This is a genomic window from Sulfurimonas sp. (genome assembly GCF_027056685.1).
Taxonomy (GTDB): Bacteria; Campylobacterota; Campylobacteria; order Campylobacterales; family Sulfurimonadaceae; genus Sulfurimonas.
The window spans coordinates 1-21,519 of the sequence record NZ_JALUKE010000197.1; the positions used below are offsets into that span (position 1 = coordinate 1).

17 protein-coding genes and 5 tRNA genes are annotated in these 21,519 nt (G+C 35.6%); 2 read left to right on the plus strand and 20 right to left on the minus strand.

Going from position 1 to position 21,519, the window contains the following annotated elements:
• Positions 1-60 precede the first annotated feature (60 nt).
• Entirely contained in the window at positions 61-882 is an 822-nt protein-coding gene (gene panC / locus MVY38_RS08715; RefSeq protein ID WP_297485312.1) for a pantoate--beta-alanine ligase, read from the minus strand.
• Between the two features lie 61 nt (positions 883-943).
• On the opposite strand from panC, the gene prfB reads away from it, so the two are divergent.
• Both prfB and MVY38_RS08725 read left to right on the plus strand, forming a co-directional pair.
• On the plus strand, positions 944-2,041 hold the full coding sequence (gene prfB / locus MVY38_RS08720) for a peptide chain release factor 2 (protein WP_297485314.1): 1,098 nt from the start codon (positions 944-946) through the stop codon (positions 2,039-2,041).
• The gene (locus tag MVY38_RS08725; RefSeq protein ID WP_297485316.1) at positions 2,038-2,751 is read left to right on the plus strand and encodes an arginyltransferase; all 714 of its coding nucleotides are present in this window, start codon (positions 2,038-2,040) and stop codon (positions 2,749-2,751) included. The genes prfB and MVY38_RS08725 overlap by 4 nt, the downstream gene beginning before the upstream one ends.
• Here MVY38_RS08725 and MVY38_RS08730 read toward each other — a convergent pair.
• From MVY38_RS08730 to MVY38_RS08820, 19 genes are all read right to left on the minus strand, one after another.
• Positions 2,738-3,412, minus strand: coding sequence for a hypothetical protein (locus MVY38_RS08730; protein WP_297485319.1), 675 nt, complete (start codon positions 3,410-3,412; stop codon positions 2,738-2,740). The two genes, MVY38_RS08725 and MVY38_RS08730, sit on opposite strands and share 14 nt — an antisense overlap.
• 101 nt (positions 3,413-3,513) lie before the next feature.
• The gene (gene fusA, locus MVY38_RS08735; RefSeq protein ID WP_297485321.1) at positions 3,514-5,604 is read right to left on the minus strand and encodes an elongation factor G; all 2,091 of its coding nucleotides are present in this window, start codon (positions 5,602-5,604) and stop codon (positions 3,514-3,516) included.
• A gap of 136 nt (positions 5,605-5,740) precedes the next feature.
• Positions 5,741-6,208, minus strand: coding sequence for a 30S ribosomal protein S7 (gene rpsG, locus MVY38_RS08740; protein WP_297485323.1), 468 nt, complete (start codon positions 6,206-6,208; stop codon positions 5,741-5,743).
• A 249-nt stretch (positions 6,209-6,457) separates the two neighbouring features.
• Positions 6,458-6,832: a 30S ribosomal protein S12 gene (gene rpsL / locus MVY38_RS08745; RefSeq protein ID WP_297485325.1), complete on the minus strand. Its 375-nt coding sequence runs from the start codon at positions 6,830-6,832 to the stop codon at positions 6,458-6,460.
• Positions 6,833-7,018: 186 nt separating this feature from the next.
• Positions 7,019-11,542, minus strand: coding sequence for a DNA-directed RNA polymerase subunit beta' (rpoC, locus tag MVY38_RS08750; RefSeq protein WP_297485327.1), 4,524 nt, complete (start codon positions 11,540-11,542; stop codon positions 7,019-7,021).
• A complete protein-coding gene (gene rpoB / locus MVY38_RS08755; RefSeq protein WP_297485329.1) occupies positions 11,535-15,683 on the minus strand; it encodes a DNA-directed RNA polymerase subunit beta in 4,149 nt (1,382 codons plus the stop codon). Before rpoB ends, rpoC begins: the two co-directional genes overlap by 8 nt.
• A 230-nt stretch (positions 15,684-15,913) precedes the next feature.
• The gene (rplL, locus tag MVY38_RS08760) at positions 15,914-16,282 is read right to left on the minus strand and encodes a 50S ribosomal protein L7/L12 (protein ID WP_297485331.1); all 369 of its coding nucleotides are present in this window, start codon (positions 16,280-16,282) and stop codon (positions 15,914-15,916) included.
• Positions 16,283-16,461: 179 nt separating this feature from the next.
• A complete protein-coding gene (rplJ, locus tag MVY38_RS08765) occupies positions 16,462-16,944 on the minus strand; it encodes a 50S ribosomal protein L10 (protein WP_297485333.1) in 483 nt (160 codons plus the stop codon).
• 201 nt (positions 16,945-17,145) lie between these two features.
• Positions 17,146-17,838: a 50S ribosomal protein L1 gene (gene rplA / locus MVY38_RS08770; protein ID WP_297485336.1), complete on the minus strand. Its 693-nt coding sequence runs from the start codon at positions 17,836-17,838 to the stop codon at positions 17,146-17,148.
• 65 nt (positions 17,839-17,903) lie between these two features.
• Positions 17,904-18,329, minus strand: coding sequence for a 50S ribosomal protein L11 (gene rplK / locus MVY38_RS08775; RefSeq protein WP_297485338.1), 426 nt, complete (start codon positions 18,327-18,329; stop codon positions 17,904-17,906).
• 20 nt (positions 18,330-18,349) lie between these two features.
• Positions 18,350-18,877, minus strand: a complete 528-nt coding sequence (gene nusG / locus MVY38_RS08780; RefSeq protein ID WP_297431301.1) for a transcription termination/antitermination protein NusG — start codon at positions 18,875-18,877, stop codon at positions 18,350-18,352.
• A gap of 10 nt (positions 18,878-18,887) precedes the next feature.
• The gene (gene secE, locus MVY38_RS08785) at positions 18,888-19,067 is read right to left on the minus strand and encodes a preprotein translocase subunit SecE (RefSeq protein ID WP_297485340.1); all 180 of its coding nucleotides are present in this window, start codon (positions 19,065-19,067) and stop codon (positions 18,888-18,890) included.
• Between the two features lie 71 nt (positions 19,068-19,138).
• Positions 19,139-19,214 (minus strand) — tRNA-Trp (locus MVY38_RS08790).
• 227 nt (positions 19,215-19,441) lie between these two features.
• Positions 19,442-19,594 carry a 50S ribosomal protein L33 gene (rpmG, locus tag MVY38_RS08795; RefSeq protein WP_083778292.1) on the minus strand — a complete coding sequence of 51 codons (153 nt, stop codon included), beginning with the start codon at positions 19,592-19,594 and terminating at the stop codon, positions 19,442-19,444.
• Positions 19,595-19,636: 42 nt separating this feature from the next.
• The gene (gene tuf, locus MVY38_RS08800; RefSeq protein WP_297485342.1) at positions 19,637-20,836 is read right to left on the minus strand and encodes an elongation factor Tu; all 1,200 of its coding nucleotides are present in this window, start codon (positions 20,834-20,836) and stop codon (positions 19,637-19,639) included.
• 91 nt (positions 20,837-20,927) lie between these two features.
• Positions 20,928-21,002: transfer RNA gene (locus tag MVY38_RS08805), tRNA-Thr, on the minus strand.
• Positions 21,003-21,155: 153 nt separating this feature from the next.
• Positions 21,156-21,231: transfer RNA gene (locus tag MVY38_RS08810), tRNA-Gly, on the minus strand.
• Positions 21,232-21,241: 10 nt separating this feature from the next.
• A tRNA-Tyr gene (locus MVY38_RS08815) sits at positions 21,242-21,326 on the minus strand.
• Between the two features lie 62 nt (positions 21,327-21,388).
• Positions 21,389-21,465, minus strand: a tRNA-Thr gene (locus MVY38_RS08820).
• Between the last annotated feature and the right edge of the window lie 54 nt (positions 21,466-21,519).

The following is a 21,519-nucleotide window of genomic DNA, read 5'->3' on the forward strand; positions in this document are numbered from 1 at the left end:
GCACAAACTGCTGTTCCTGTATTTAAAAAAGCAGTTGAGATTATGATAGAAGATGGTTACTTAAAGCCAGATATTATCAAGTAATCTTGTCTCTCCTGAAAGTGCCTCAATTAAAATAATAGTGTTGCCAATTTCAATCTGCTTTATAGGCTCAAAGTCACGGCTTACAATTGCTACATAGCCTACTTCTAAAGGTGAAAGGAGTCGTAACATTTCGCTCTTGATTTCATCTACACTAACAACACCCTGTCTGATAAGCTTTGCCCCGCTATAAAGTGCTATAGGAATTTTAAGTGCTTCCTCTCTTTGAGCAGGCGTAAGATAAATATTTCTACTACTTTGTGCTAGTCCATCTTTGTCTCGCACAGTATCTACAGCTACTATCTCTACACTCATAAAAAGCTGTTTTACCATCAGCGTTATAAGGTGTAACTGTTGGGCATCTTTTTTTCCAAAATAAGCTTTTGTAGGTGAGACAATATTGAGTAGTTTTAGAACAACTGTTAAAACACCGCTAAAGTGTCCTGGTCTTGTAAAACCTTCTAAAATATACCCCCTAACATTTGGAGCTTCTATTTTGACTTCATCATCTGCATATATATCTTGGGCAGAGGGAAAGAAAAGTATATCTACTCCTGCTAATTCACAAATTATTTTATCTGCTTCATCTCGTCTTGGATATTTATCTAAATCTTCTCCCTCTAAAAATTGTGTAGGATTGACAAAAATGGAAACGACAACAAAATCATTCTCTTTTCTAGCATTTTTAATAAGTTCTAAATGCCCTTCATGCAAAGCGCCCATAGTAGGAACAAAGCCAACACTCCCCTTCTGCCCTTTTAATTGCTCTTTTAACTCGAATGGATTAGAAATAATCTTCATTTTAAGCCTCTGTTTTATATAATAAGTTTTATATAGCATTATAACAAATATAGGATATTTTATGGATAATTATGAGTATACTGAGCTTCTAAAAAATGTATCGTTGAAAATGCATAATATAACTGGAGTAGTTGAGCCAGAAAAAATAGAAGCTAGACTCTTAGAAATTGAAACACTCGAAAACACTCAAGATTTTTGGAATGATGCTGCAAACGCAGCAAAGATTCAAAAAGAGAAGACACAGCTACAAAGAAAATTAGAAAAATATTCCATAGCAAATTCAGCAGTGCAAGATGCTGCAGAACTGTATGAAATGGCAAAAGATGAAGAAGATAGTGAATCACTTGAAGCACTCTATGAGGATGCACCAAAGTTAGAGCAGCAGATACGCGATATGGAGATAGAAGTCCTCCTTAGTGGTGATACAGATGCCAATAATGCAATTTTATCAATTCATCCAGGAGCAGGCGGGACAGAGAGCCAAGATTGGGCGCAGATGCTACTTCGTATGTACAAACGCTGGGCAGAGAGACGAGGATACAAAGTAGAACTGCTTGATTATCAAGTAGGAGATGAAGCTGGTATAAAAGATGTCTCTATTCTCATTAAGGGGGAAAATGCCTATGGTTATCTCAAAGTTGAAAATGGCATCCACCGTTTGGTACGCATCAGTCCCTTTGACTCAAATGCCAAAAGACACACCTCTTTTGCATCTGTTATGGTTTCTCCTGAAATAGATGATGATATAAATATAGAGGTAGAAGATAAAGATATTCGCATAGACACTTATAGATCAAGTGGTGCTGGCGGTCAGCATGTAAACAAAACAGAATCTGCCATACGCATTACACATATAGCTACAGGCGTCGTTGTGCAGTGTCAAAATGACAGAAGCCAGCATAAGAACAAGGCAACTGCAATGAAAATGTTAAAATCACGCCTCTATGAACTCGAATTAGAAGAGCAAAAAGCAAAAGAGAGTGGAGTTACTAAAAGTGAAATAGGCTGGGGACACCAGATACGCTCTTATGTAATGCAACCTTACCAACAGGTAAAAGATACCCGTTCTAATGAAGCATATTCAAATGTATCTGCCATTTTAGATGGAGATATTGATGAAATGATAGAGGGTGTTTTAATTGCCCAAAATAGACAATGAACCTACTCAAAGAGTTTTCATTAGAAGATAGCTGTTCTTATTTAAAAGACAAAGAGCAAACGACTCACTATAAAGTGATTGAAAACTGCTCAAAAGAGTCTTGTGAAGAGCTTATTGAACGGGGATTTAGACGATTTGGAAAAATGTATTTTCGTCCCATATGCAGTGGATGTGATGAGTGTAAAAGCATAAAGATAGATGTAGAAAATTTCCAATTTTCCAAATCTGCAAGGCGTATACTCAAAAAAGCTCAAGATATAAAAACTTATATTCAAAAACCATCCTTAACAGCTGAACACCTAAAACTGTTTGACAAGTATCATCGTTATATGAAGGAGAAAAAAAAGTGGGACTACACACCAACAACAGCCCAAAACTACCATAACTCTTTTGTTAATGGACACCATGATTTTGGATATGAAGTACTCTATTTTTATGAGAAAGAACTCATAGGTGTAGATTTAATCGATATTTTACCTGCAGGTGTCTCTTCCATATATTTTTATTATGATCCAGATTTTTCAAAATATTCTTTAGGAAAACTCTCATTATATAAACAAATTTTATATGCTAAAAATGCCAATAAGAGATGGATATATCTGGGGTATTATGTAAAAGAGTGCCCCTCTTTGTCTTACAAAGCAGAGTATGAACCATACTTAACACTGCAAGGAAGACCTAGCGAATACGAAGCATTTAAATGGATTTAAGAAGTTCCTCTTTTTGCTCTTTACGTATCTCTCTCTTTTTCTTTTGAACTGCTCTATCAAGTCTCTTTTCTAAGGCAGTTTGGCGGGCTTTATCTTGCTCTCTTAATCGCTTTATTTTTTGTTCTTCTCTCATTTTTTTCGATAAGCGCTTGCGTTGCATGGCATCATGCTTACGCTTAAGCGCTTCATCCTGATCTAAATAGGATTGAATTACACCGCTACTGTTTATATCATTTGCGTGTGTAAAATAATAATCAAGAATCCTCTTTTTATTTACTTTAGTATCTATAAGTCCACTATTAATAATTTTACTAAAGAGAAGAGAATCTCCATTTTCTATAGAAGTTTCTAATGATGTTTGTGCCATTCTTGTGTAATAATCATTATCTTTAGATAACTTACGTAGAGTCAGTAAATATTTTTTTCTCACTTTAGGTGCACTATTTTCATCTAAAGAAAATCCCAGTTGTTTCGCTGCATTCACCTTTAACAAATAGCTGTTTATCTCATCTACATAGAGATAATAATCACCAATAGTTGTCAATTTTTTAATGTTATCTACATTGTCATATATTTTATTTCCCAAAGTTGCATAGGCCTTGGGATTAGCCGAAAAAAGAAGTGTGGTAAAAGTAAAAAGTAAAATAAATAATTTAAACATTACAATCCTATTGAATTTTTGATATTATAACAAAATATTTTGATTTTTATTAGAAGAGAGGGATTAAGCACCCAAAAGAGTACTTAATAAAAAGGTTAATACTAACCGTTACGCTTTTTCTGAATCTCTTCAGATACATTTCTTGGAACTTCTTCATAATGATCAAATTCCATAGCATATGTAGCACGCCCTTGAGTAGCAGAACGAAGGTCAGTTGAATAACCAAACATTTCAGATAATGGAACAAATGCATCTACAATTTTGTTTCCAGCTCTATCGCCCATATTATTTACTTGACCACGACGACGATTAAGGTCACCGATTACATCACCCATAAAATCTTCAGGAACTTCAACTTCCACTTTCATCATTGGTTCAAGTATAGCAGGAGACGCTTTTTTACAAGCTGCTTTGAAACCCATAGATGCAGCAAGTTTAAATGCCATCTCATTTGAATCCACATCATGGTAAGAACCATCATAGAGTGTAACATCAACATCTTCCATTGGATAACCTGCAAGAACACCATTTGACATAGCCTCTTCACAACCTTTTTCAACTGCTGGAATATACTCTCGTGGAACAGATCCACCTTTAATGTCATTATGGAAAACAAATCCAGTATCTGGTTCACCTGGTTTTACTTTTAAGAATACATGACCATATTGACCACGACCACCAGACTGTTTTGCATATTTATACTCTTGATCTACTGCATCTTTAATTGATTCTCTGTAAGAAACTTGTGGCGCACCAACTTCAGCTTCAACTTTGAATTCACGCTTCATACGATCTACAAGAATTTCAAGATGTAACTCACCCATACCAGAAATAATAGTTTGACCAGTTTCTTCATCAGTATGTACTCTAAATGATGGATCTTCAGCCGCTAGTTTACTAAGTGCAATACCCATTTTTTCTTGGTCAGCTTTTGTTTTTGGCTCAACTGCAACAGAGATAACTGGCTCTGGAAAATCCATTCTTTCAAGTACAACTTTAGGTTCACCATTACATAATGTATCACCTGTAGTTGTCGATTTAAGACCAACAACTGCACCAATTTCACCAGCATAAATCTCTTTTACTTCTTCACGCTTAATAGCATGCATTTTCACAATACGACCAACTCTCTCTCTTTTATCTTTTGTAGAGTTGTGAACAAATGAACCTGCCTCTAATGAACCACGGTAAACACGAATAAAAGTTAAAACACCTACAAATGGGTCAGTCATAATTTTAAATGCAAGTGCAGCAAAATTACCTTCATCACTAGATTCAACTTCAACTTCGACCTCTTCATCATCCATTAAAGTACCCATAATTGCAGGTGCTTCAACTGGTGAAGGTAAATAATCTACAACAGCATCAAGTAGTGTTTGCACACCTTTGTTTTTAAACGCAGTACCTGGAGTCATTGGAACAACAGCCATACCAATAGTTGCAGATTTAATTGCCGCTTTAATCTCTTCTTGTGAAATCTCTTCACCATCTAAGAATTTTTCAGCAAAATCATCATTTCCATCTACTTCAGAAAGTGTTTCAAGCATTTTTTCTCTATACTCATCAGAAATTTCTTGAAGCTCAGGACGAATATCTTGTACATGATAATTAGAGCCCATTGCAGCATCTTCATCCCATACAATCTCTTTCATTTGTACTAAATCAACTACACCTTCAAATTTCTCTTCAGCACCAATTGGTAGTTGAAAAGGCATTGGATTCCCTTTTAGTCTATCTTTGATTTGACGCTCAACTTCATAAAAATCTGCACCAGTTCTATCCATTTTATTTACAAAAACAATTGATGGAACTTTATAACGGTTTCTTTGTCTCCAAACTGTTTCTGATTGTGGTTGTACCCCACCAACAGCACAAAATACTGAAACTGCACCATCAAGTACACGCATAGAACGCTCAACTTCAATAGTGAAGTCAACATGGCCCGGAGTATCAATAATATTGATTTGCTTCCCTTGCCATTCACAAGTTGTTGCAGCAGAAGTAATTGTAATACCACGCTCTTGCTCTTGTTCCATCCAGTCCATAGTAGCAGCACCATCATGAACCTCACCAATTTTATGTTCAACACCAGTATAGAATAAAATTCTCTCTGTAGTTGTAGTTTTTCCTGCATCAATATGTGCAGCAATACCAATATTTCTTACGTCTTCTAATTTATGTGATCTAGCCATCTTTTCAATGCCCTTTTATGTAGTTATAGAGTTAAACCTCTTTTTTAAAAAGATATTATATTCTTAAAAAAGAGGTTTTTCTTGGTTGAGAACCAGCCAATTACGGCTAGTATAACTCAAGTTTATTACTTTTTGATTACCAACGATAGTGAGCAAATGCTTTATTTGCTTCAGCCATTTTGTAAGTATCTTCTTTCTTCTTGAATGCTGCACCTTTATCAGACGCTGCATCCATAAACTCATTAGCCAATCTCTCAGCCATAGTTCTTTCATTTCTCTTACGAGCTGCATCTACTAACCATCTAATAGCTAGTGATTGCTGACGTACTGGGCGTACTTCTACTGGAACTTGATAAGTAGCACCACCAACACGGCGACTTTTTACCTCAATAATAGGCTTAACATTCTCAATAGCTTCATTAAAAGTTTCTATACCTGATTTTTCACCACGAGAGCTAATGATATCCATTGCACTGTAGATAATTTTTTCAGCTGTAGATTTTTTACCATCTAACATGATTTTATTTATAAATTTCGTTAAAATTTTGCTTCCATAAATTGGATCTGGCATTATTTCACGAACGGGAGCTTTTCTTCTTCTCATTTAGAATTTCCTTCTCTTCAATTTGTATTCTTCAAATTTACTCAAAATTAACCACTAAAAGTTAATCCTGTAGCTATTGAATTATAATAGGCTTTTCGCTTAACTATTTCAAAACGAAACTAGTTTCGTGGGCTTTCTGCCGAAGAAAACCAAGCGTTCAGAAAAAAATTTAGTTTTTTTCTAAGTTGTGTTTTAACACTAAAGCGTAGTAAAATGGGCTTTTGCTCATTTTTCGTACTAATAAGTGAACTATTTTTTAGGACGTTTAGTTCCATATTTAGAACGAGCAACCATACGGTTAGCAACACCAGCAGTATCGAGTGCACCACGGATAATATGGTACTTAACACCCGGTAAATCTTTTACACGACCACCACGAACAAGTACTATAGAGTGTTCTTGAAGGTTATGACCCTCACCACCAATATATGAAATAACTTCAAAACCAGAAGTTAATCTAACTTTTGCAACTTTTCTTAAAGCCGAGTTAGGTTTTTTAGGTGTAGTTGTGTAAACACGAGTACAAACACCACGACGTTGTGGGCAAGCATTTAAAGCAGCAGATTTTGATTTTTTCACTACTCTTTTACGCTCTTTACGAATCAATTGATTGATTGTAGGCATACAATTCCTTTTACTTAATTTTTCCAGTAGAATTTAACTCTCATTAAAAGAGAGTTATAGACACGGAATAATACAGAAATTGTATTTAAAGTTAGCTTATTTTAAGAATTTATTAATAATGTAGAATTTTTTGAATAGAAAATGTAGTACAGCTAAAATAGCTGTACTGTTAAGAAAAGAAGAACCTTAGTTCTCTTCATAATCAAAGATGACATTTTTATCTTTATATATACCTGTTCCAACAGGAATAGTACGACCGATAATAACATTCTCTTTTAAGTTTTCAAGTGTATCAACTTTAGCAGAAACAGCAGCTTCAGTTAATACTTTTGTAGTATCTTGGAATGAAGCAGCTGAGATAATACTATCTGCAGAAACTGCAGCACGCGTAATACCTACTAGGAATGGTTCAGCAATTGCAGGACGACCACCTAATCTAATGATTTTTTCATTCTCTTGTGCAAATTTAACTTTAGAGATTAAATCACCTTCTATGAATTTCGTATCACCTGATTTTACGATTTTTATCTGGCGTAACATTTGAGTAAAAATAACCTCAATATGTTTATCAGATATATTAACCCCTTGAGAACGATAAACTTGCTGTACTTCAGATACAAGATAGTTATAAAGTGCTTTCACACCCATAATTCTAAGAAGCTCATGTGATGATAAAATACCAGTAGTAAGTCTCTCACCAGCATGTACAAAATCACCTGCTGCAACAACTGGTTCATGAGATTTATCAACAAAATACTCTTTCACAATACCATTTTCAGAGTTACTAACTACAATTCTTACTTTACCACGAAGCATTTTACCAAAACTAACTGTACCCTCAATTTCAGAAATCAATGCAGTTGCTTTTGGACGACGACCTTCAAAGAGTTCAGATACACGAGGAAGACCCCCTGTAATATCTGATGATTTTTGTAGAGCTTTTGGAATTTTTGCTAAAATATCTGCAATTTTCACATCAGCACCATCTGCAACATATACAGATGATTTTGGCTCAATTGCATAACGAAGCAGTTCTCCATCTTCCGTTGCTAAAACAATTGTTGGTTTATATTCACTTGCTATATGATCATTAATCATAAGACGCGTTTTACCAGTAAGTTCATCAAATTGTTCACTAGCAGTTACACCAACAATAATATCTTCAAATGTAACTACACCATTTGATTCAGAAATAATTGGATTTGAGTATGGATCCCACTCAGCAATTACAACCGATTCATCAGATGATGGCTTCGCAATTACAGCATCTCTTTGTACTGTTTCATCATCATTAGCTACAATGACTGAACCACGCGCAATATAATGACGCACTGCTTCACGATTATTTTTATCAACAACTGTTGCAAAGAGACCTTTTTCAACCACTTCATATCCAGCTTTTATACCTTCAAACCTTTCTAAATAGTCACCTTTAAGTAAGAAATACTTCACAGTGCCCTCTTCTTTTGCAAGAAGTTTTTTCGTAACAGGAGCACCATTTTCAACAAGTAATTCCGATGCATACGGAATACGACTTGGCACATTCCATGCATCTTTAATTGTCTCAACAATAGAGTCTAAGGCTTCAACTTTTTCACCATTTGCGTGTGGGAAGTAATATTTACCTTCAATCTGTCCACTGACACCAGCAAGCTCATTCGGTTTTGCTACTTCAAGTTTACGAAGTGAATATCTCACAGTCTCATTACTCTCAGATGTAATGCTAATAATCACTTCATCATGAATAGTTTGAATTTCAACAGTACCAGCAAATGGAGCTTTTAATTTTGGTTCAACAAGTAATATAGCTGCGTTTCGTCTGTTTGCAACTATATTTTTACCCTCTTTATTCTTATATGTTTTTAGATTGTAATAACGAATAAAACCTTCTTTTTCTGCTATTACTTGTCTCTCTTGTGCAGTTGCACTCGCAGTTCCCCCAACATGGAAGGTACGAAGTGTAAGCTGAGTTCCTGGTTCACCAATTGATTGAGCAGCAATAATACCTACTGCTTCACCAGCTCTTACGATTTTTCCTGTTGCAAGGTTAACACCATAACAAAGTGCACAAATACCATTTTCACTTTTACAAGTTGTTGGAGTTCTAATAACAGCTGATTTAATTCCAGCATCTGCAATTACTTTGGCACTAACTTCATCAAGAAGCGTACCCTCAGCATAAAGAATTTCATTTGAAATAGGATCAATAACATCATCTGCAAGAACACGACCATTTAGTCTATCTTCTAAAGACTCTATTAAAGTATTTTGATCAGAAATATCACTAATCTCAATACCTTCATGCGTGTGACAATCATGCTCAACAATTTTCACATTTTGTGCAACATCAACAAGTTTACGAGTAAGATAACCAGCATTTGCAGTTTTTAGTGCTGTATCGGCAAGACCTTTACGCGCACCATGCGTTGAAATAAAGTACTCAATAATATTAAGACCCTCTTTAAAGTTTGAAGTAATCGGAGTCTCAATAATATCACCATTTGGTTTTGCCATAAGCCCACGCATACCAGCAAGTTGACGAATTTGTGCAGCAGAACCACGAGCACCAGAGTCAGCCATCATATAGATAGAGTTAAAACCATCTTTATCACTTTCAACAAGTTGCATCATCTCGGAAGCAAGTGTGTTATTTGTATCTGTCCAAACATCAATGATTTTATTGTAACGCTCTTGTTCAGTTAAAAGACCTGCTTCATACTGTTTTTGAATCTCAATAACTCTCGCTTTACTATCTGCGATTTTTGCAGCTTTCATATCTGGAACACGAATATCATCCGCAGAAATAGAGACACCCGCTTCAGTTGCATGTTTATACCCTAAATCTTTTAGACGATCCAAAAATGATGCAGTAACACCAATTCCACCAATTTTCTGCACATAATCAACCATAGCATTAATGGCTTTTTTCTTCATATTTTTATTCCATAATTCAATAGGAACAAATTCTGGTAAAATAGCTTTAATAAGCATACGACCAGCAGTTGTATGAATAATACGACCATCCACACGCGTTCTGACTTTTGCATGAATATCAAGTGCTTTATGCTCTAATGCAATACGAATTTCATCAACATTTGCAAAAAGTTTATTACTCCCTTTTACACCATTTTTTTCTAAAGAAATATAGTAAAGACCAAGGACCATATCTTGTGAAGGTGTAGCTATGGCTTTACCAGATGCAGGAAGTAAAATATTCATAGATGCAAGCATCAATACTTTTGCTTCAGCAATTGCTTCTGATGAAAGCGGTACATGCACAGCCATTTGATCCCCATCAAAATCGGCATTAAATGCAGCACATGCCAATGGATGCAACTGAATTGCTTTACCATCAATAAGTTTTGGATGAAAAGCTTGGATAGAGAGTTTATGAAGTGAAGGTGCACGGTTAAGCATAATAGGATAACCATCAACAATCTCATCAAGACATTCCCATACTTCATTTGTCTGTGCATCTATCATCTTTTTCGCAGCTTTTACAGTTGTCGCATACCCTTTATCTTCAAGTTTTGCAATCAAATGTGGCTTAAAGAGCTCAAGAGCCATTTTCTTAGGAAGTCCACACTCATCCATTCTTAAAGATGGTCCAACAACAATTACAGAACGACCAGAAAAGTCAACACGCTTACCAAGTAAATTTTGACGGAAACGCCCTTGCTTTCCTTTAATAACTTCACTTAAAGATTTTAAAGGGCGTTTATTTGCACCTTTCACTGCGTTTGCGCGACGACCATTATCAAAAAGAGCATCAACAGATTCTTGCAACATACGCTTTTCATTACGGACAATAATTTCTGGCGCTTCAAGTTCTACAAGGCGTTTCAAGCGTTGGTTACGATTAATAACACGACGATATAAATCATTTACATCAGAAACAGCAAACTTACCACCATCAAGTGATACAAGTGGACGTAAATCTGGTGGAAGTACCGGAAGTACAGTCAGCATCATCCAAGCAGGATTATTGCCACTATTTAAAAAAGATTCAATAACTTTCAGTCGCTTATTAATTGTCTTTTTCTTCGCTTCAGATTTTGTCTCACCTATTTGCTCTTTTAAATTTGTAAAAAGATCAACAAGATCAATAGAGTCTAGTAAATCACGAATAACTTCCCCACCCATACGAGCTCTAAAGCCAAGCTCACCAAATCTTTGCACAAGTGTACGGTACTGTTCTTCATTTAAAACATCATATTGCAAAACAGGAGTTTTCGCCTCAGCATCATAATACGCTTCTCCACCACTCTCAACAATATAAGCTTCGTAATAGAGTACACGCTCAAGATCTTTCATTTTAATACCAAGTAGTGTACCAATACGAGATGGCAATGAACTAACATACCAAATATGTGCTACAGGAGTTACAAGTTCAATATGCCCCATACGAGTACGACGAACTTTTGTAGATGTTACTTCAACACCACATTTTTCACAGACAACACCTTTATAACGCATCTTTTTGTATTTACCACAAAGACACTCATAATCTCTTACAGGTCCAAAAATTTTCGCACAAAATAGTCCATCACGCTCAGGTTTAAGTGTACGGTAATTAATTGTCTCAGGTTTTTTTACTTCACCATGAGACCATGACATTACCTTTTCAGGAGATGCAAGGCGAAATTGCAACTCTTTAATATCTGTCGGTCTGCTCTCTTCTGTTACTTCTACTGGTACTAATTTACTCATCGTCTTCCACCTCGTCCATAATCTCTACATCAAGAGCAAGTGCTTGTAGCTCTTTTGTTAACACAAATAGTGTTTCAGGAATACCTGAAGCTGGTACTAATTCACCTTTTGTTAGTGCTTTATATGCACGTACACGCCCATCTACATCATCAGATTTAATTGTCAACATCTCTTTAAGAACTGCTGATGCACCATACGCTTCAAGTGCCCAGACTTCCATTTCACCAAATCTTTGACCACCGAAGAGTGCTTTACCACCAACTGGTTGTTGTGTAACAAGAGAGTAAGGTCCAGTTGAGCGTGCATGAATTTTTTCATCAACCAAGTGATGGAGTTTAAGTACATACATATACCCAACATTCACTCTCTCTTTCATCATCTCACCAGTTTTACCATCATAAAGTGGCACTTTACCATCAGCATCCATTTTAGCAAGTGCATACAGTTTCTCAAATTCACCTGCATTTACACCTTCAAAGATAGGAGTTGCAAAACGAACTCCACCTTTTGCCCAGTCTCTTGCATATTTTAAGAATTCATCATCACTCATAGCACCAAGTGTTTCAGTTGCATGCATAAGTCCTGCAACATCTGCAATTTGAATCATTTTAGCACGCATATTTTCTATAAAATCAGCCTGTTTTTTATCAAACTCTTCTTGAATTTGATTTCCAAGTTCACGACCTGCCATACCAAGGTGCATCTCTAAGATCTGCCCAATATTCATACGAGAAGGTACCCCAAGTGGATTCAAACATACATCAACTGAACGACCATCTTCCATATATGGCATATCAACTTCAGGAACAATAATAGAAACAATACCTTTATTTCCATGACGCCCTGCCATTTTATCACCAACTTTTAGTTGACGCTTAGTAGCAATGTAAATTTTTACATATTTCACAACACCATTTGGAAGTACATCATCTTTTTCAAGAATATTCAATTTCTCTTCATGTTCATCTCTAAAAACTCTTTTTTGTTTTTGGAAATGGTTTTTAGTCTTATTATATTCATCTTGAATCTCTTGAGAAAATGATTTAACAATTGCATTCATAGCAAAACGATTTACCTCTGCTAAATCATCACCATTAATCATATCCCCAGCTTTATAATCTGTACCAGCTATAGTAATGTCACTTTTTAAAGATTCACGAGTAAGAAGTTTTGTTACACGTAACATCTCCTCTTTATCAATCATGATAAGTCTATCATAATGTTCTCTCTCTAAATAATCACGCTCTTCTTTTTCTAGTTCTAAAGCACGTGGATCTTTGTCATACCCTTTTTTAGTAAAAACTTTAATATCAACTACAACACCTTCCATAGATGGTGCACAGTAGAGTGATTTGTTAATTACATGACCCGCTTTTTCTCCAAAAATTGCACGTAAAAGACGCTCTTCTGGAGTAGGTTTTACCTCACCCTTAGGAGAGACTTTACCAACTAAAATCATGCCGCCTTTCACATGTGTACCAATTTTAACAATTCCAGATTCATCTAAATGGGCAAGCTCCTCATCACGAACATTTGGTATGTCACGAGTAATCTCTTCTACACCATGTTTGAGCTCACGAGCTTCAACCTCTTTTTCATAAATATGTACAGAAGTAAAAGCATCTTGACGGATAAGACGCTGTGAAATAACAATTGCATCCTCAAAGTTATATCCATTCCAAGGCATAAACGCAACCATAGCATTTACACCAAGAGCCAACTCACCCTGATCCATATTTGGACCATCAGCAATAATTTGCCCTTTTGAAACTTTTTGTCCAACTTGAACAATAGGTTTTTGTGTAAATGAAGTATTTTGATTGGTTCTTAGGTTCTTTTGCAAAGGATAGTAATCTATAAAGATTTCACCATCTTCTTCACCCATCACATATACATGCTTCGCATCAACTTTTTCAATTTTTCCAGCGCGTTTTGCTTTTACACATTCCCAAGCATCACGAGCGACAAGTTTTTCAACACCAGTTCCTACCATTGGAGCTTTAACGCGTAATAATGGTACAGCTTGGCGTTGCATATTTGATCCCATAAGTGCACGGTTGGCATCATCATGTTCAAGGAATGGAATAAGTGATGCAGCAACACCAATAACCATTTGAGATGAAAGATCAGCATATTCACACTCTTTTGGATCACGAAGTAAAATCTCACCATCTTGTCTTACAGCAATAAGATCTTCAATAAATTGCCCATTCTCATCTAATTTATTAGATGCAGCAGCAATTTTTTTACCCTCTTCTTGTGTAGCAGTTAGATAAACTACTTCATGAGTTACCTGACCATCTTTCATCACCTTATAAGGTGCTTCAATAAATCCATGTTCATTTACTTTTGAGTACATTGCAAGTGTATTAATAAGACCAATATTTTGACCCTCTGGAGTCTCAACCGGACAAATACGACCATAGTGAGTAGGATGAACATCACGCACTTCAAATCCAGCTCTCTCTTTAACAAGTCCACCTTCACCTAATGCTGAAAGACGACGCTTATGTGTGATTTCAGAGAGTGGATTTGTTTGATCCATAAATTGTGAAAGTTGTCCACCTGAGAAAAATTCCATAATGGTACTTGTAATCATTTTTGAATTAATCAAATCATGTGGCATAAGTTCATTCATTGGTCCACTAAGTGAAGAGAGTTTATCACGAATAGCTTTTTGCATCTTTACGAGACCATTATGTAACTCATTTCCTAAAAGTTCACCGATAGAACGAATTCTTCTATTACCAAGATGATCTCTATCATCTAAATGACCCAAACCATTTCTAACTTTAATAACATATTTTACAGATTGAATAATATCTTCATGAGTTAAAACAGTAATATATTCAGGAATATTCATTCCGAGTTTATGATTCATTTTCATACGACCAACTTGCGTCAAGTCATATCTTTCAGGATCAAAGAAAAGTTGGTTTACAAATATTTTTGCAGCCTCTTTTGTTACAGGCTCACCAGGACGCATTACTTTATAAATACGAATCGCAGCTAAATCATTTTCATCTTCTATCTCTTCAGTCTGCTTTAAAAGTTTGAGTGAATCTGCATCAGCATTAAATGCATTGATTACAGAGCTATCAACACCATCAGCTAAATCATTAGCAATTTTAAATTCACTCACACCAATCTCTGCCATTTTTTTCAATTTAGTCTCATCAATATGAGTCATTGTATCAAAAAGAACTTCACCAGTTTCAGGGTCAATAATAGGCTCTGCCAAATATCTATCAAGAAGCACTTCTAAAGGATACTGAACCTCTTTAAGTCCATCATCAATAAATTTTTGTGCTTTTTTACTTGAAAGTCTTTTTGCAGCATTAACAAGAACTTTTCCATCTAAATCAACTAAATCATATGCTAAACGTGAGTTATAGTCTTTTGGATTAAAATCCATCGCAAATTGATTATCACCAATTTTAATTGTTTGGATAGGGTAAAAAAGTTTTAAAATATCTTGCTTAGAATAACCTAAGGCACGGAACATTATAGTTACAGGTACCTTACGGCGTTTATTAATTCTCATATAAAGAATATCTTTAGGATCATATTCAAAATATAACCATGAACCGCGATCTGGAATAATCTGTCCAGTATAAATAAGTTTATTACCAGCTGTAGTTGATTCTTCTTCTTTGAAAATTACACCAGGTGAACGATGAAGTTGGTTTACAACAACTCTTTCAACACCATTAATAATAAAAGAAGTTCTCTCTGTCATAAGTGGAATATCACGAACAAATATACTCTGTTCTTTGATGTCTTTTACACCTAATTTCTCTTTTGTATTTTCATCTCTGTCCCATAAAACAAGACGAGTTTTCATTCTAAGGCTTACAGCATAAGTAAGTCCTCTCTCCATACATTCACGCACAGTGTATTTAGGGTTAGTTACTTCACTACCGATATATTCAATAGTAAGTCTATTTTGTACATCATGAATAGGAAATGCTGATTGAAAAACTTTTTCAATACCACTAGCAGTTCTATCTTTTGCATCTAACATCAAAAATGTATTATATGAGTTTTGTTGGAGTTGGAGTAAATTTGGTACTTCAATTTCTTGAGGAGTTTTAGAGAAGTCTACACGAAGACGGTTTCCGGAATATAAAGTGTTTAACATAGGCTACCTCGATAAGTTGTTAATTAAGGCTAAACTTGAGTATTTAGCAGATCGTATCTAGACGTCTCTAGATAGATTGAGTACTCTTGTGTATCAAGAGATTTTTTATAGTGCTTATAAACGACATAAGGGCACTTTAGCCAAAAGAATAAATCTCTTCGCTAAAGCGCCCGATTTGCAAGTAGACATAGGAAAATAAATTTTCCTATGATAAGGGTCTTAAAGAGTCCTTATTTAACTTCTACAGCAGCACCAGCTTCTTCTAAAGCAGCTTTTGCTTCTTCAGCACTCTCTTTATCTACACCCTCTTTGATTGTAGATGGAAGTGATTCACATGCTTCTTTTGCTTCTTTAAGTCCAAGACCAGTAAGTGCACGAACAGCTTTAATAACACCGATTTTTTTCGCACCAACATCAGTTAAAACAACATTGAATTCAGTTTGTTCAGCAGCAGCTTCACCAGCTACAGCTCCACCAGCTACAGCAACAGGTTGTGCAGATACACCAAATTTTTCTTCAAATTCTTTTACAAGCTCAGAAAGCTCAAGAACAGATAAACCAGAGATAAATTCTAATACGTCTTCTTTAGTTACAGCCATAATATAATTCCTTTATTTTTTTCAAAAATTAAGGAAACCTTTTACTGTTTTAGTACGCTATCTGGAATAATCCAGCTAGCTACGCTAACACTAGGTTTCCCTCAGCGGGAGGCTCATCGCAATAGTGCGATATTTTCCCTTGTGAACTTATTTCACACATTTGTTTATTGAATTGAAACCTAAGCTTCTTCTTCTAATTTTCTTCTAAGAGCGTCGATTCCAACAGCCATATTTGTGATTGGAGCCATCCAAGTAGCAGCAAGCATACCAAGAAGTTCATCACGACCAGGAAGTTTAGCAAACGCTTCAATTTTAGCTACATCTGCAGGTTCTTTGTCTAAATAACCAGCTTTGATAACAAATTGTTCATTATCTTTAGCAAAATCAGCGGCAATTTTAGCAGCACTGATAACATCATCAGACCAAACAAAAATGTTTGTATCTTTGATTTCTACACCAGACATACCAGCATTGTTTAATGCGATTGTTGCTAAAGTGTTTTTTACAACCTGAACACTTGTGTCTTTAGCGCGAGCAGCTTTTCTTAACACCTCTAATTTGCTAACTGTAAGACCTTTATAGTCACAGATTACTACAGCAGTAGTATCAGCAAATGCAGTTGTTAATTCAGCGATTACTTCAGCTTTTTTTGACTTTAACATATAGTTCTCCTTTCTCAGACATAACTTCAAGAGGGGCGGGAAAGGCCGATTAAGCTTACTACCAACACGGCAGAAACCCCCATCTATCTTTAGTCCAAGTAATTCAGATTTCCAAAAGTATGAAAATCTTTACTTTAAAATAAAATTATTCCAAAATAAAAATTTTGATATAAAACAAGCCACCCAAAAAAGGGTATAAGGCTATTTAATGTCTGCTAGTGCAATTACATCAAGTTTAACAGCAGGACTCATAGTTAAACTAAGAGCAGCATTTTGAATATAACGACCTTTTGCAGAAGCTGGTTTTTGTTTATTGATAGCAACTAAGAAAGTAGTTAAATTTTCTTCAATTTGTTTTGCATCAAAACTTGCTTTACCAATACCGGCATGAATGTTACCTTTTTTATCAACTCTAAAGTTAACCTGACCACCTTTAACATTGTTAACAGCAGTAGCAACATCTGGAGTAACTGTGCCAGTTTTAGGGTTAGGCATTAAACCTTTTGGCCCTAAAATACGACCAATTTGTCCAACAAGTCCCATACAATCAGGTGCGGCAACAACAACATCAAAGTTGAAGATTCCCTCTTTAATTTGTGCAACTAAATCATCAGTACCAACGATGTCAGCACCAGCAGCTTTCGCTTCATCAGCTTTAGCACCTTTAGCAAACACGGCAACACGAACTGTTTTACCAGTTCCATGAGGAAGGACTACAGCACCACGTACCATTTGGTCTGCGTGACGAGGATCTACATTTAAATTCATTGCAATTTCAACAGTTTCGTCAAATTTTGCACTTTTTAAATCTTTTATAGTTAAAGAAGCTTCTTCAACTCCATAAGATTTAGTATTATCAATTTTTTCTAATAATTGTTTATATCTTTTACTCATTACAAATTCTCCATTAATAATTCTGCCACAAAGTTTTGAATCACTGTGGTCGATGATTTTAAAGACTATTCTTTAATTTCTATACCCATTGAACGAGCAGAACCAGCTAAAGTATTAGCAGCCATATCTTTATCATCAGTATTTAAATCTTCAATTTTAGCTTCAACAACTTCCATTAATTGAGCACGAGTAATTGATCCAACTTTGTTTTTAAGAGGATTATCTGTACCTTTTTTAAGTCCAGCAGCTTTCATTAACAATGCAGATGCAGGTGGTTGTTTTGTGATAAAAGAAAAACTTCTATCATTATAAACAGTAATTACAACAGGAACTTTAAATCCCATTTTATCTTTAGTTTTTTCATTAAACGCTTTACAGAATTCCATGATATTAACACCGCGTTGTCCTAGTGCTGGTCCAACTGGTGGAGCAGGGTTTGCTTTACCAGCTTCAATTTGTAGCTTGATATAATCCATGACTTTTTTTGCCATTATCTTTCCTTTTTATGAATTTAAATTATTTTTTCGACTTGGGTATAAGAGATGTCAACAGGTGTTGCTCTTCCAAAAATCGAAACATTAAGTTTTAAAGTACCATGTTCTAAATCGTACTCATCTACAGTTGCAGTAAAGTTTGCAAATGGTCCATCAATAATACGTACTGTCTCACCATTATCAAAATATACTTTTGGTTTTGGTGCAGCACGATTATTTACACGATCAAGTATTACATTTATATCATGCTCACTTAAAGGTGTTGGAACATTACCCTCACCAATAAAACCAGACACTTTAGGAACTGATTGAATCAGATGTTGAATTTCTGTGTTTAAGTCTATTCTTGCAAATACATATCCAGAATAGAGTGAACGCTCACTTACTTTTTTCTTACCATCTTTTACTTCAATAACATCTTCTGTAGGAACAATTACATCTGTAATTTGATCTTGAAGTCCAAACTCCTCAATCACATTAAAAATTGTATCTCTCACAACTCTGTCATTGCCATAGGTCTGAATAGAGTACCATTGATGTGCCATAACTTACTCCTTAACCTAAAATTACTGACATAATTGATGACATAAGTAAATCAACCAATGCTAAAAATGCAGCTACTGCAGAAACAACAATAACTACAGCAATATAAGCTTGTTTTACTTGACCTTTCGTTGGAAAGATTACCTTGCTTAATTCCAGTCTAGCATTACGAATATGTTTACTTAAATCCATCTAATTTTTCCATATATTAATATATCATTTCTTATAAATAAAGCAAAATTGCTTCACTGATAATAAATGGGTGGCAGGCGTAGAGAGACTCGAACTCCCAACACCCGGATTTGGAATCCGGTGCTCTACCATTGGAGCTATACGCCTAGACTCCTTCGTTTTACAAGTAAAACTAAGGAAACCTCTCCTATTTAAAGAGGACATATTTTGAACAAAGTCCAAAATAATACGCTAACGCTAAGTTTACCTCGGCGGTATGCCCAAAATCGCTTGCGATTTTAAAGCAACTAGTTGCGTGAGCCTTCTGCTGAAGAAAACCCAGTGTTAACGCAAACAATGGAATTACTTCCATTGCCGTTAGAGTGAAACGATAATTATAATTTCATCTCTTTGTGATTTGTGTGCTCTTTACACCATTTACAGTATTTACGTACTGAAAATTTCTCAGTGTGAGTCTTTTTATTTTTAGTTGTGTGATAGTTACGTCTTGTACATTTCTCACAACCTAAGTGAATTGCTTCTCTCATATTTTAAAACCTTTAAAAAATTAAATAAATCGCAGAAGCGACTTATTTAATGATCTCTGCAACAACACCAGCACCAACAGTTCTACCACCCTCACGGATAGCAAAATTAGTACCTTTTTCCATTGCAATTGGATGAATTAATTCAGCAGTAATACTTACATTATCACCTGGCATAACCATTTCAGTACCTTCTGGTAAAGTGATTGCACCTGTAACGTCTGTTGTACGTACATAGAATTGTGGACGGTAACCATTAAAGAATGGAGTATGACGACCACCTTCATCTTTACTTAGAACATAAATTTCTGCTGTAAATGTTGTGTGAGGAGTAATTGAACCTGGTTTACATAGTACTTGACCACGCTCAACATCATCTTTACCTATACCACGAATAAGAACACCACAGTTATCACCTGCAACACCTTCATCCATTTCTTTACGGAACATTTCAACACCAGTTACAGTAGTTGTTTGAGTATCTTTAACACCTACGATTTCAACTGTATCACCAATTTTAACTGTACCACGTTCAATACGACCTGTTACAACAGTACCACGTCCAGAGATTGAGAATACATCTTCAACTGGCATTAAGAAATCTTTATCAGTTTCACGTTCTGGTTCTGGAATCCATTCATCAACAGTATCCATAAGTGCGATAATTTTGTCTGACCACTCACCAAGAGTACCAGTTTTAGCTTCTTCAAGAGCTTTTAGTGCAGAACCTGCAGTGATAGGAGTATCATCACCTGGGAAATCATACATATCTAAAAGTTCACGAATTTCCATTTCAACTAGTTCAAGTAGTTCTTCATCATCAACCATATCTTCTTTGTTCATGAAAACAACGATATAAGGAACACCTACTTGTTTAGAAAGAAGAATGTGCTCACGAGTTTGTGGCATTGGGCCATCCGCTGCAGAAACAACAAGAATCGCACCATCCATTTGTGCAGCACCAGTAATCATATTTTTAACATAATCCGCGTGACCTGGACAGTCAACATGTGCATAGTGACGTTTATCAGTTTCGTACTCAACATGTGAAGTAGCGATAGTAATACCACGTTCTCTCTCTTCAGGAGCATTATCGATTGCATCGTAATCCATAAATTTTGCATCATTTTTAACTGCAAGTACTGCAGTAATTGCTGCTGTTAGTGTAGTTTTACCGTGGTCAACGTGTCCAATAGTACCAATGTTAACATGCGGTTTATTACGTTCAAATTTTTCTTTTGCCATAGTGTCCTCCGACTTTAATTGTGAATTGAAATGGAATTATACCCAAAAATCATTCAATTATTTCTTAAATTTATTAACTTATAGTTTATTATGGAGCTTATGATGGGAATCGGACCCACGACCTCTTCCTTACCAAGGAAGTGCTCTACCACTGAGCCACATAAGCACAGCGAAACAAATATAAGAAATCATTGCATGACTCTTTTTTATACTGATAATATTAGTGTGATTAGATGCTATAAATAATATTTAAAAAATACACTTATAGTTATATGAAGTAAGTAGAAATTATACTTCAGCTTCCAGAAGTTTTATTCAATGGAGCGGGTGAAGGGATTCGAACCCTCGACAGCCTGCTTGGAAGGCAGGAACTCTAGCCACTGAGTTACACCCGCGTGTCATTGGTGGTGGTGGGAAGAGGAGTCGAACCTCTGAACCCATAGGGAGCAGATTTACAGTCTGCCGTCGTTGGCCACTTGACTATCCCACCACTTAATACATTTTAAAAATGTCTTTTCTGGTCTAACACTGTTTCTAATATTCAAAATTCAATGGTGCCGACACGAGGATTTGAACCCCGGGCCTGCTGATTACAAATCAGCTGCTCTAGCCAACTGAGCTATGTCGGCATCGAATTTGAGCCAGAATTATAGTGCAAAAGAAATTCAATGTCAAGGGTTTTT